Source organism: Orenia marismortui DSM 5156, from assembly GCF_000379025.1.
GTDB classification, from domain to species: Bacteria; Bacillota; Halanaerobiia; order Halobacteroidales; family Halobacteroidaceae; genus Orenia; species Orenia marismortui.
The window spans coordinates 89,747-103,209 of sequence record NZ_KB900618.1 but is presented as its reverse complement, the minus strand read 5'-3'; the positions used below and the strand labels follow the sequence as shown (position 1 = coordinate 103,209).

12 protein-coding genes are annotated in these 13,463 nt (G+C 30.1%); 3 read left to right on the top strand and 9 right to left on the bottom strand.

What is annotated here, in order from left to right; all coding sequences use genetic code 11:
* The coding region (locus tag OREMA_RS0106500) for a helix-turn-helix domain-containing protein (RefSeq protein WP_018248464.1) at positions 1-221 on the bottom strand (221 nt) is incomplete at its 3' end.
* Positions 222-475: 254 nt separating this feature from the next.
* On the opposite strand from OREMA_RS0106500, the gene OREMA_RS0106495 reads away from it, so the two are divergent.
* Positions 476-970 carry an HD domain-containing protein gene (locus OREMA_RS0106495; protein WP_018248463.1) on the top strand — a complete coding sequence of 165 codons (495 nt, stop codon included), beginning with the start codon at positions 476-478 and terminating at the stop codon, positions 968-970.
* 192 nt (positions 971-1,162) lie between these two features.
* Positions 1,163-1,300 carry a hypothetical protein gene (locus OREMA_RS18815; protein WP_018248462.1) on the top strand — a complete coding sequence of 46 codons (138 nt, stop codon included), beginning with the start codon at positions 1,163-1,165 and terminating at the stop codon, positions 1,298-1,300.
* Positions 1,301-1,368: 68 nt separating this feature from the next.
* On the opposite strand, the gene OREMA_RS0106485 is transcribed toward OREMA_RS18815, so the two are convergent.
* Together OREMA_RS0106485 and OREMA_RS0106480 are read right to left on the bottom strand one after the other, a co-directional pair.
* Positions 1,369-1,797: a flavodoxin domain-containing protein gene (locus OREMA_RS0106485; protein ID WP_018248461.1), complete on the bottom strand. Its 429-nt coding sequence runs from the start codon at positions 1,795-1,797 to the stop codon at positions 1,369-1,371.
* Between the two features lie 160 nt (positions 1,798-1,957).
* Entirely contained in the window at positions 1,958-2,722 is a 765-nt protein-coding gene (locus tag OREMA_RS0106480) for a DUF438 domain-containing protein (RefSeq protein ID WP_018248460.1), read from the bottom strand.
* Positions 2,723-2,871: 149 nt separating this feature from the next.
* On the opposite strand from OREMA_RS0106480, the gene cooS reads away from it, so the two are divergent.
* Complete coding sequence (gene cooS, locus OREMA_RS0106475; protein WP_018248459.1) at positions 2,872-5,013, top strand: anaerobic carbon-monoxide dehydrogenase catalytic subunit; 2,142 nt, start codon at positions 2,872-2,874, stop codon at positions 5,011-5,013.
* A gap of 134 nt (positions 5,014-5,147) precedes the next feature.
* On the opposite strand, the gene OREMA_RS0106470 is transcribed toward cooS, so the two are convergent.
* From OREMA_RS0106470 to OREMA_RS0106425, 6 genes are all read right to left on the bottom strand, one after another.
* A complete protein-coding gene (locus tag OREMA_RS0106470; RefSeq protein ID WP_018248458.1) occupies positions 5,148-5,447 on the bottom strand; it encodes a hypothetical protein in 300 nt (99 codons plus the stop codon).
* 1,509 nt (positions 5,448-6,956) lie between these two features.
* Positions 6,957-7,058, bottom strand: a complete 102-nt coding sequence (locus OREMA_RS19415) for a hypothetical protein (RefSeq protein WP_018248454.1) — start codon at positions 7,056-7,058, stop codon at positions 6,957-6,959.
* 548 nt (positions 7,059-7,606) lie between these two features.
* Positions 7,607-8,830, bottom strand: coding sequence for a divergent polysaccharide deacetylase family protein (locus OREMA_RS0106440; RefSeq protein ID WP_018248453.1), 1,224 nt, complete (start codon positions 8,828-8,830; stop codon positions 7,607-7,609).
* A 42-nt stretch (positions 8,831-8,872) separates the two neighbouring features.
* Positions 8,873-9,607 (bottom strand): N-acetylmuramoyl-L-alanine amidase family protein, encoded by a 735-nt coding sequence (locus OREMA_RS0106435; RefSeq protein ID WP_018248452.1) that lies wholly within the window; start codon positions 9,605-9,607, stop codon positions 8,873-8,875.
* A 313-nt stretch (positions 9,608-9,920) separates the two neighbouring features.
* Positions 9,921-12,494: a gluzincin family metallopeptidase gene (locus OREMA_RS0106430; RefSeq protein ID WP_018248451.1), complete on the bottom strand. Its 2,574-nt coding sequence runs from the start codon at positions 12,492-12,494 to the stop codon at positions 9,921-9,923.
* 41 nt (positions 12,495-12,535) lie between these two features.
* Positions 12,536-13,393, bottom strand: coding sequence for a patatin-like phospholipase family protein (locus OREMA_RS0106425; RefSeq protein WP_018248450.1), 858 nt, complete (start codon positions 13,391-13,393; stop codon positions 12,536-12,538).
* Positions 13,394-13,463: the final 70 nt, after the last annotated feature.

Below are 13,463 nucleotides of genomic sequence, written 5' to 3'. Positions count from 1 at the left end.
CCAGTGTCAGGGTAATAGACCATAATCTTTTTATTAGCTTTAATTTGAGAAACTGTACCACGTTTTAGTTCGTTTCTAATGGTATTAGAAGCTCTACCTAAACGTTTTGCAATAGCATTTGGATTCATTCCTTCGGAATGTAATAATGCAATTTGACCACGTTCATAAGCATTTAGGTGTTTATTTTTTCGGGATTTTGGTGTATCATTTAAGTAAGTCATAGTGTGCACCCTCCTGTAACTGGTTATTTTGTGGTGATTTAATTATATTACAGGTTGGTGCCCTATGGCTATTTTTATTTTGTTCAATTTGATTTTACAATGAAGCATAATAATTATCTACTTGTAATTTCTATTATATATACTATAGTCTGGCTCAAAATTCAGCTTTAAAGTTCTTAGTAAATTTATATGTGAACTATATCATAGCTATTACTAAGTTTTTTAGTTATAATTTATAGAAAGGAGGAATTATAATGTTTAAAAATGAGATAATACTAAAAATGAAAAATTACTTTGCTAAAGATCAAAAAAGGATAGATCATGCCTTAAATGTAACAAATTATGCTGAAAAATTAATTAAGCATTGTGATAAAGAAATCAATGAAGAAATTATAATTTATGCAGCTATCTTACATGATATTGGAATTCATGAGGCTGAAAGAAAGTATAACAGTACTGCTGGCAAGTATCAAGAATTAGAGGGCCCACCTATTGCTAAAAAGATATTAAATGATTTTCCCATAACTCAAAAATCAATTAGTGAAATCTGTGAAATAATTGCTCATCATCATTCTCCAGGAGTAATTAATACAATGAATTTTAAAATATTATATGATGCGGATTGGTTAGTTAACCTCCCAGAAGAATATAACTATAAGGAAAACAAGGATAAATTAGATCAAATTATTGATAAGCTATATCTAACAAAATATGGTAACTCATTAGCGAGAAAATTATTTCTAGGATAACAAAGAAGATGATTTCATTAGTAAGAAATGATGAGCTCCTAGTAAATAACTTAACTTATTACTCCTTAAAATCGCTTTATAACTACTAAGTTTTACTAGCCACAACTTCAACTCAGTCTATATAGCAATATTTGCTGAATAAAAAAGATATATTATGTAAAGCATAATATTAGCTTTGAAAGGAGGAGGCTAATGAACATTCAGTCCCTTATCAAAATCAAAAATAATTTTGATAAAAGGCTATTGGAAAAAGATCCTAAAATATTCTATTCCAAAATTTTAGCTTTTATGGGTGGAGCATTTCTTTTAGGTAGATTAACTAAAAAATAATAGTATTCACAACCTTCTTTCAAGTAATAAAAAGGCTAAGGCTAGTTAGCCTTAGCTTCTAATTTTAGCTATTCTAATCCTTTTGCCCAGCTTCTAATTTCATCTTCTGCTTCAGAAGTTATATCTCCATCCCATCTAAAACTTTCAATAATAAGTTCAACTCCTAATTCTTCTAATTTATTCTCTAATATATCTACAGCTCCACAAAAATCTGGAAAAGCTGTATCACCAGCACCAAAAACTCCTCCTTTTTTAGTAGATAAATCAAGATCTGATAAAGAAGAATAAAAATCATCAAAATCTTCTTGTAACTCTCCAGATCCCCAAGTTGAAGATCCAAATATAATCAAATCAAATTCCTCTAATTCTTCTACTTTTGTATTAACTACATCCTTTCTATCCAAATCATAATTTTCACTTAAGGAAGTCTCTACTACTTCTGATAATCTCTCTGTATTTCCCATAGTTGAACCATAAACAATAATTGCTTTTTCCATATTATAACCCTCCTAGAAGATTTAATTATTCATAAAATATATAAATTAAATTACTTTTATTAATTTGATTAGCATTTTTTTCTGTTAATTGATTCTTGAATCTATCTTTTAAATTTTTAATTCTCTTTACTTTATATAGATTAATATAGTATTTATTAAATTAAACCTTAGTAATTTTTGGCGTAAAGGAACAATAACCTATTCGATCACTATCTTTCTTAATCTCTGCCCACCGTTCTTCTGCTATTACTTCTTTGGCTGTTGGATATAAAATATGATTCTCTTTAAAGATATGATCTCTTAATGTTAATACTATATATTCTGTATTATCATTTAGTTGTTTTTTTAAATCATCAAAGTCTAAACTATCAATATTATTAGCTAAATAGTCAACCTTCTCTTTTCTTGGCCATAAATCTTCATGTTCCATCTTCATAATCCTTGTAGGTCCTGTAACACCAGTAGCATCTACCTCTGGGAACAATGCTTCTTCTTCTCTTTTGTGATGGTTTTCAGTTTCTAATAGATTGTAGGCTATATCTTTTAATTGAGTAAATATCTCATTGTCAGAATTATAGATCTTCATTTTCTGAATTCTATTATTAACCTTCTCTAATCTATCTAAGATCTTTAAAATTTCATCATGTTCTGTAATTAAAGTATTAAGTGGATGTCCTACAGGTACTTCTGCTTTTAAAGCTTCTAATTCTTCTGCCATTGCTTCAATATGTGCTTCACATAAGTGGCGCAATTCTGTCTCTTCTAATCCATCATCTATTAATTCTTGCTCTGCTTCAGATAACTCCTTAGGACTAATTCGATTTAGTAAATCTCTAGCTTCTTCTTTAACTTGCTGAACCTCTTCTCCTGAATTTAATCTTTCCAATAAATCTTTTAATTCTTCTTTATTACTTTTCTTATTCATCATTATCACCTCATTATATAATTAATTTAATGTTTGAAATTCGAAGATTATTATTTTAAATTATCAACTTTATTGTATATTTATTATCCTATACTCCAAACTAAAAGTATGTGATTCAAATCAATTTTTGAAAAAAGGGGGGAAATTTAATGTCAGATAAAGATGTAAAAGAATCTTATCAAAGAAGTAGTAAAAGAATGCAAGGAAAAGCAAAAACTGATAAAACTATAGGGGGGCAATTATCAAATAAAGATTATAATGATCCAGATCTTCATGGTGATATTCATAATGATCTTCAGATAGATTATAATAACTTTGAAAAATCACCTTCTATGGAAGAATTACATAAGTGGCAACGAGAACATATATCAACAGATGACCAAGGTAAAGATGGTTATCCAATGAATGTTATTCTTGATCCTGCTATGAGAGAGATGTATCAAGTAGTCAATAAAGGAGAAATGACAAATGTCTTTGACCGTTTCAGTGAACAACAACCAATTCAATGTAAGTTCTGTGTAGAAGGTCTATCTTGTCAATTATGTGCTAATGGTCCATGCCGTATCCATCCTAAAGCTCCTCGTGGAACCTGTGGTGTTGATGCTCATACTATGGTTGCTAGAAACTTTATGTATCGCCATGTTACTATCGGTACTTCTGCAAATATATTCCATGCACAACAAGCAGCTAGAACATTAAAGGCTGCTGGAGAACACCCAAAAAGTGGATTAAAGATTCGTGATCCAGAAAAGCTAAAAAAATATGCTGAAATGGCAGGACTAAACTCCAGTCAATCAATTGAAGAACTTGCAGTTGCTTTTGCTAAATGGGTTATCAATGATATCCATAGCCCTTATCATATAGAATCTAAAGCTGTTGAAGCCTTTGCTCCAGCTAAGCGTAAAGAATTATGGAGGAAACTTGGTCTATTCCCAGGTGGTGGATATAGTGAAATTGCCTTTGCTCAAACTCAATGTATGACTAATTTCAACTCTGACCCTGTTGAATTTCTACTAAGATCAGTTCGCTTGGGAATTGCTAACGAGTATCAGGGATTATTCTTATTGGATATTCTTCAAGAAATTTTAATGGGTACCCAAGAGATTACAGAAAAGAAACAGAATATGGGTCTTCTCGATGAAAATATGATCAATATCGTTACCAATGGTCATATGCCATTATTGGCTCATGTTGCAATTGAGCTTGCTTCTAGTGATGAATGGCAACAGAAAGCCAAAGATGCCGGTGCAGAAGGTATACAAATTCTTGGACATGTCTGTGAAGGACAACAACTAATGAATTATGAAGGAACTCATAATCAGAAAGCTTATGGTGGACAAGAGGGTGAATGGTTAAGTCAAGAGTACCTACTAGCCACAGGAGTAGTTGATATGTTCATGTTCGACTATAACTGTACAGTACCTACTATGCCACTTTTTGCTAAGAAATTTGGTACCAAACTCTTAAGTACTCATCCGGTGATTAAGTTACAAGGAACTGAAACCTTAGACTTTATCCCTGAAAAGATGAAAGAACAAGCAGAAAAAGCCTTAAATAAAGCAATTGACTCCTTTAAAGAACGTAAAGAATCTGATAGAGAGACATATATACCACCACATACTTCAGATTGTACCGTTGGATTTAGTACAGAATCGGTCAAAGAAGCTCTTGGAGGAGATTTCAAACCACTTATTGAACAGATTGCCAATGGTAATATCAAAGGTATAGCTACTATTGTTGGGTGTACTACTGCTCGCTATGGTCAAGGTGGAAGTAATATCTTCAAAATTACTAAAGGGTTAATTGAAAATGATATCCTAGTACTTTCTGGTGGATGTACCTCAGCTGTTATGGAATATACTGGATTAACAAATCCTAAAGCTGCTGAGGAATGTGGTGAAGGGTTAAAAGCAGTTTGTAAACAATTAGGTATCCCACCTGTATTAAGTTATGGTGCTTGTGTAGATATAGGAAAGATGACTCAAACTGCTAAAGAGATTGCTGATACACTAGAAGTTGACACCAATAAACTCCCTTTAGTTATTGGTGCCCCAGAATATTTAGAACAAAAAGCTGTTGCTGATGCTTGTACTGCTGTTGCTTTAGGTTGGTTGGTTCATGTTGCTCCTGTACCATCTATTACAGGTAGTGATGTAGTTGTTAAGACTCTTACTGAAACTACAGAAACTCTAGGATTAGGTAAGGTAGTAGTAGAAATGGATGCCGAAAAAACTATTCAAATCTATGTAGATCATATTAATAAAAAACGTAAAGAATTGGGGTTAGATTAAAAAAAGACCTCTAGAATTTTATAAAATTCTAGAGGTCTTTTTTTAATAATCATTTAGTTAGAATTTGAATATATTGTGACATTTTAGCCACTGTTTGTTCGCTACTGACTGGTAGCTAGTTAAAAATAAAATTATTAATCTACATCAAGATTCAAATTGTTCTTTTTCATAAATTCACCTAAATTATTCTTTAACTCTTCCACTTGCTCAGGACTATCTACATCTCCCTCTAGACCCATCTCTTCCATTAATTGAGCTATTCCACTATCATTTAAGAAATTAGAAAAAGCCTCTTTATCACCTAGATATAATTCATACAAACTTTCTATAGTTTCTATTTGTTCATCGCTAATATCTTTAGCTTCTAGACCTTCTAAAAGATCTAAGTCAATTCCAATCAATTCTGATAGTTCTTTTAATTTATCATCACTCATTAATATTCCCTCCTATCTATCTAAATTTTATTTTATAGATCTTAATTTTATGATTTATTCTTAGTCTTATTTAATAACAAATACCTTAACTGTAAAATACAACTCTTCCACCGACCACTATAAATACTCATCTTAATATCTTATCCCCATATTCTTATAAATCTTAACAAAATTCTATCTACTTTTCTATTTGTATTCATTCTATTACAATATATGTTTAAAGATTATTTATGTTAATAACTATGTTTCTATTTTTGTTAAACTAATATAAAAGGGCTCCAAAATTGGAGTCCTTTTATATATAGAAGAAAGGAAATTAGTTATGTAGGGGGGATTAGAAAGACCTAACCCCCTTAACTATTTTATTAGTGATCAATTCCTAAAACTAATAAGATTAAGATTAAAAATAATGCTATTGCTACACTTCCACCATAGCTATCATAACCCATCTTTAATCCCCTCCTTTCCTTTCATCTACTATAATATATGTAGTAAAATTATTTTTGTTAATAAAATTTAATAAGGATTCTAAATTAAAATCTTTATCAGATAAGAAAGGAAGATATTCTTAATAGCAAAGATTATGTAAGTAGAATAGGGAAATCCCTATTCTACTACTTAATATTATTAAACTCCAACGCCTAAGACTAATAAAATTAAGATTAAAAATAGTGCTATTGCTACACTTCCGCCATAGCCTCCTATATCTTCATAACATCCCATATTTTTGCCTCCTTTCCCTTCTTCTAATACAATATATGCTTGAAAAGTAATTCTGTTAATTAAAAATTTATAAAAATAAGAGAGAACTTAGTATATACTAAGTTCTCTCTTATCAGACAAAGAACAATGAGCTCTAGGTATTTTTTATAATAAATATTATCTTCAATATTTTTAATCTATCTGTCTTTTCTCTTGCTTTAAGATTAGGGCAGACCTTCTATAAATTTAGTATCCTCCGTTAATACCTAAAACCAATAAGATTAAGATTAAAAATAATACTATAGATTCACTTCCATACTCTCCGTAATCTCCCATTATTTCTCCTCCTTTCTTTTAATACAATATATGCTTAAAATCTAATTTCGTTAATAAGAATATCTCTTTAATTTATCTGTATATAGTAAAAAAACAAAGACTCCAAAAATGGAGTCCTTTATGAATTAATATAGAAGAAAGGAAATTTACTTATGTAAACGGGGGAGTCCCCCCGATTTACATTGTTTAGCAATCACCGCTATAAATTCCTAAAACTAATAAAATCAAAATTAAGAATAATACTATTGCTACACTTCCATCATATCCACCACAATCTCCATAGTTTCCCATTGCCTTCCCCCCTTTCCTTTCTTCTACTATAATATATGCTCAAAAGCTAATTTCGTTAATAAGAATATCTTTTTAGTTTATCTTTATAACAATAAATTAAGGCTACAAAAATAGATCTCTTAATTAATAAAGAAGATAAGTTATGTAATAGGGGGAGGATTCCCCCTATTACATAACTTATCAATAACCGCCATTAATTCCCAAAACTAATAAAATTAAAATTAAAAATAATACAATTGCTACACTTCCGCCATATCCACCACAATCTCCATAATCTCCCATTGCTTTCCCTCCTTTCCTTTCTTCTAATACAATATATGCTCAAAGATTAATTTTGTTAATAAATAGAAATTGAATTTAGTCTTATCTACTTTATAAAATCTAAAAGGACTCCTAGTTGGAGTCCTTAAAAGCAGGTTATAAATGTAATATAAAACTAGTAAACTTAGATTAATGGTCAATTCCTAAAACTAATAAAATTAGAATCAAAAATAATACTATTGCTACACTTCCATCATAATAATCCATTTTATTCTCGCCTCCTTATTCATCGTTATATTACAATATATGTCTAGAAAATAAATTCGTTAATAAAAAGCTTTAGCTTGATTTTTGCTATAGCTATCCCATTCTAAGTTTTAATTTAATGGAAATATTGCAATACTTTTTCATTGTTAGCTCTAGGGGTTAGAAAATATTTTTTGCCTAACTCCTACACTATCGCATTATCTTTCTAGCTAAATACTTTTAAAATTCACTCTAAAGTCAAATAACTACATAATGAAGAGACTATACATAAAGTTTCTTTATTAACTAGCAAACTATAAATACTAATCTATTAATTCACTAACTGTCACAAATTTAATATCCGCTTTCTCAATAGCAGGAAGTAAATTTTTTAAAGCCAATGAAGTTACATTACCTCCATGGGGACCAACATGACCAATTCCTATAGCCTGACCTTTTATAATCGATTTCCCTGCTAATTTTAGAATAGACTTTCTAATATACCCATAATTCTTATGATGATCTAAAAAGACATCTCTTTCTAAAACTCTAACCCCTAGTTCTTCTGCTACCACTCTTACCACTGTCTTAGGAGTGGTTCTACTATCTATAGCTATTAAATTATTCTGCTTAGCAACCTCTAAAATAGCTTTCATTACCCGTTTGTCAGCACTTGCTTTATCACCAGTATGGTTATTAAAGCCAATAGCTTGTGGTAAATCATTGACTGCTTCTTGCATTCTAGCTTTTATTTCTTCATCAGGCAATGAAGTTAAAATTGGTTTAACTCCTAACCAATTTGGCCTATCTAACTCTGTTTCCATAGGCAAATGTATAATAACTTCAAATCCCAAATTTTTGGCTATTTCAGCCTCTTCAGTTGAACTCTCCTTAAAAGGCATAATCGCACAAGTCATCTTTTGCTTTAAATTTAATATTCCTCCTGTTCCCTCGGCATTATTTCCAAAATCATCAATTATTATGGCAATTTTTGCATCACTTTTTCTAATCTTAATAGGAGCTAAGATATCTAAATATGGTGATAATTTTAATTTTTGAGTATCAATTAAGAATTGTATCTCTTCTACCTTGTCAATATCTGCAAAAAGTTTAAGCAATGACTCAATAATAAAAAACTGCTGAAATACATTTAATTGATAAATATTGCCAGAAAGATTCAAATAGACTTTATCCCCTTTATAACCTATATCTTCAATAATCTTTCTTTTAGTATTATCAGTTATTACTTGTGCTAACTTTTCACTACTTAAAAAACTTATTACTCTATTCTCTAATTCTTGATTAATTTGCTTATTCTCTTGATCAATAATCACTTCTACCAATTGGTTTAACTTAGAATATAATAAGAAATTCCTAACTTTTAGTCTTAATTTTGCTGATAAGCTTAATTCTTGAGGAATTTCTTTTAATTGATCTTTTGCCAAAAGATAGTTTCCTTTAATAAAAAAAGTACACAAAGAAGATATCCCCAAAAAACAGATAAAGAAAAAAATTAGATAAACCTTATTCTTATTAAAATTAATCATAGTAACACTCCTGACTCTCTTAATTAAGAAAAGCTAGTATTTCTAATCCAAGTCAAGAAATCTAAACCCAGAAAAATACTCTTCTATTCCACGGTAAATAGCCTTTACTAAAGCCCGTTGATAACTTTTTTGAACTAACAGCTTACGATCTTCATAATTAGTGATAAACCCTAGCTCAATCAAAATTCCTGGAGTTTTTTTAGCTTTTAAAATATAGAGATTTCTTCTTTTGAGAATTTTATGATCTTTTATTTTAACCCCAGGATATTTTAAGTTATTTAGATGTCTTTGTACAATCTCTGCTATTATTTTATTCTGTTGGTGGCGTGGATAATATAAGACTACTGCTCCTTTTTGCCAGGGCTGATTAATCCTATGATCTACATGCAAACTAATAAATATATCAGCCTCTAATCGATTAATTCTATCTATCCTAGCCCTCAAGTCTCTTGTATGTCTACTACTAGAATATTTATTGAGGTGATCTAGAGCAATATCTTCTTGCCTAGTCATAATCACTTTAACATTACTATTCTTTTCCAAATATCTTCTTAATTCTAATCCAATTTCCAAGTTAATATCCTTTTCTAATATACCTCCATAACTTGTTCCACCATCTACCCCACCATGGCCTGGATCAATTACTACAACTCTTTGTTGAGCAATTGGTTGGCTAGGAATTAAAACATCTATTTCTAATCTATTTGGCAAGAAAAAAATTATATAAAAAATTAAAATCAATATATAAATCATATACTTCTTAGCTCTAATAATCAATTAACTTCACTTCCTTATGAGCTTCTTATTTTAAATTTATTCACTCTTATTAAAAAATATAATAGATATCTGATATAGATTTTAAATTTAAAATAAGAAATTAATATCTTTCTATTCTTAATCACTGTTTTATTAGACCAAGACTAATTGATCATGAAGTAAAATACAACTTCTTTCACAAGACTTTGGTTAAGTAATCTTCTTATTTAATAAATTTATCTATCTCTCTAAAAAGTAGTCCTTAAAACAAAAACCTACTGCTTTAGCAATAGGTTTGAGAGTATAAGATATACACTTATTAAAATCTTCTATACTAAAAACTCAATTCAATTCTTAAATAACTAGCTATATCATCCTCAAAATCTTCAGATAATGAAAAGCCTAATGTAGGTTTTAAATAAAGGTGGCTTCCAAGCCCAGTTTCAAAGATAAATTCATAACCATAAGAGAACCTATCTCTAGCAATATCTTCATCTTTATAATAATCTGCAAAAATATTACCATACACATCAGCAATAAAGAAATTTGGATTCCAAGCACCATCTCTAATTTCAATCAACTTATGGGTATAATCTAAATTAGCTTGATAGCCATTATCTGCTTCATCAAAATCAAAACCTCTCATCATTTCATCCTGATCAAATTCTTCAAATTTATTAGCTTTAAAGCTAATACTGCTATTATCAAAAGAATAACTATAGTTAAGCTCACTATTAAAGCCTTGATCTGCTATATCTTTTTGTAGATATATAGATAAATCCTGTCTAGGATAACTAAAATTTAACATAAGCCCTGGAGTTGAATCGCTAAAATCAGTAGTATAATCTACTTGAATAAGAGATAACCCTCCTAAATCTGATTCATAAAGTGGATAAGCTAAATTCAAAGTATTCTCTCTATCATCATCTTCTCTATTACTACTAAATGATAGCTTAACAGGCATTAACATCTTAGAATTCCAATTGAAGTTAACCCCCCCATTACCATAGGTCATAGTATAAGAGTTAAAACCTAAGGCATCTTCACCAGACGCTATTATCGGAAAGATGAACCTAGTATGAGGCTTAAATAAATATTTCAGGCTCCTTCCAAAGCCTCTTCCCTTTTTGATATCAATCCCTAATTCTTCTAGATCTATCTTATCAGATTCAGCCTCTTTCTCTGCTGCAACTAAATCATAATTTTTTTCTACCTTTGCCCTTTGATAGATTCCCTTACCATCAGAACTAACTCCTACAAAATATAGTCTATCATTATTAACTACCCCATTGATAGAATAACCCTTATCAGTTAATCTATATAAATCTTTATCCAGTAGATCATATTCATAAATAGCTTGGTAACCATCATAATTGCTTGAAAAATAGAGTTTATCATTCCTTAAATTAATATCTGTTTCCCCATAGTTGGAATCAATCAAAGTAGATAATTCCATCTGCTCTAAATCTAAATAATTGATTCCCCAAGAACCTCTCTTCTCCTTGCTAACTACTATAGATTTATCTTGGTATCTTCTTAGCTCAGTAATTAAACTATTCACATTTCCTATTAATTTCTTAACTCCATTATAATAACTCCATACTTCTGAACCAAACTCCTCCTTAGAATCCTTAACATAAATAACTTCACCATTATCTGAGACTAGAAAATCTTTGAAATCATCAGAAAATAACTTCTTACTTTTAGCAGTATCTAAATCATAACTATATAAAGTAGCAATTGTACCTTTCCCTGATCTATCAACATTTGAGAAGTTATTAGAGATATTTAGTATAGAATAATATAATTTTCTTCCTACTTTAGTAATTGATCCATTGCCTGGAGCCAAGTTCACTTTTAATATTCTTTCTTTAGACTTTCTTAAGTCATATTCACATAGCTTGTTAATCTTCCTATATGAAAAAGGCCTGTCCCTTAATAAATCTGATTTGAAATAGTATAATTTATCATCAAATACTGTTAAACTATAAATATCTCCTTTGCTTGTATCTATAATTTTTTGACCATCAACTTTCCAATTCTTATAATGCTTTCTTTCATAAGCCTTCCATTCAGCAAATAATTCCTCTAAATTATAACCATAAACCTTCTTAGCAGCCTTATCAATTCCTATAGTTGGAAAAAGATCTCCTATAAAAGGAGTCCACCAGTAGCTTCCATATTCATCGAAAAATTCAGCAAATTTATCTTCACCATAACCTTGAGATAAATACTCAAAGATAGCTCCACCATAAATATATCCCTTTCCCCTAGGAAAATCATTATATTCATAAGTAGCTTCTGAGATAGATGGTAAATCTCCAGCTTGAACTTTAGCTGCCACAATAGCATCAAAATAACCATCATGCAACCTTCCTTCATATTGACTAGTTTGTGATTCATTATAAACAGTAATCCCTTCAATAATCCATTCAGGAGCATGAAGGTTAGGCGAAAAGGTATTACCAAAGATATTACTCAAAGTTTCTGCACTACCTGAAGTATTAGTTAAATGGCTCATATGAGTAAACTCATGGACATTAAGATATCTAAACCAATCTTCAATACCAGATATTCTTGAATCAGTAGCTGGATTATTAGTATAGATACCTAATTTATAATTTAATGGATTAGCATAACCATTGCTGACCATTCCAATATCCTGAATGACAACATGAGTTTGAAAGTCTTCTTCATTTCCTGTTAACCTCTTAATTTTATCCTTGTTTTTCTCCAAATAATATAAAGTCTCTTTAGCTTGCCACTCATATCCTTGAGGATAAAAGATCAGAAAATCTTCAGTCTCATAAGTTCTCCAATTCAAAATATTAGCATTAACCACATTAATACTACTTGATAAAAAAACAATAATTAAAATCATAACTAAAGTATATAACTTCCTTCTCATCTTACTCAGCTCCTTAAAGTTAATTAACTTTTACTTCGATATTACTTTATTTTTAAGTAATCCGTTATCTCTTTATAAGAATTCTTAGCTTCCTGATAGCCTTGATTATATAGATCAACTAACTTATTAGCATCTTTTTCTATTCTTTTAACCTGCAACTCCTGTTTAGGCCTAATAACAAACACCTGCCCTTTTTCCTCTAATTTCTCAATATAATCTAAAGTTTGATTATAAAGCTGATAACGATTTAATAGTGCATCTACTATTCCTGGATAACTCTTATATAATAGCTTTGCGATCCATTTTCCTTTAAAAGGAGTCTTTCTATAAGTAAGATTTCTAGTTAGGATGATCACATTCTTCTTATAGCCATCTTTAATTGACTTCCTGATGGGAATTGGATCTGAAATCCCACCATCTAACAACTTATCTCCTTTAAAATCAACGATAGGTGCTAAAAAAGGTAAGCTGCTTGAAGCTCTAATCACAGTTAAAAGCTCTTCTTTATTCAAAGAATCCTTATCATAATAAATTGCTTCTCCTGTTTCACAATTACTTGCACCTATGATAAATTTACTCTCATTTTCATAACAAGCATCATAATCATAAGGGTTTAATTTATTAGGTATTTTATCAAAGATAAAATCCATACCAAATAGTCCCTTACCAGTAATTAAGTTTTTATAACCTAAATACTCTGGATGATCTAAATAATCTATATTCACATCCTTACCTCTACCTTGCTGTTTGGAGATATAAGATGCTCCATGACAAGCACCTGCAGAAACTCCAATTACATAAGGAAAATATAACCCTTTTTCCATAAAAAAATCCAATACTCCTGTGCTATATAAACCTCTCATACCTCCACCCTCTAAGACCAATCCTGCTTTTATCATAACTTCCCACCTTCTTATAAAATTATAATTATACTTAAGCTTATATTTCCTTTTACTTTCTAAATTTCCT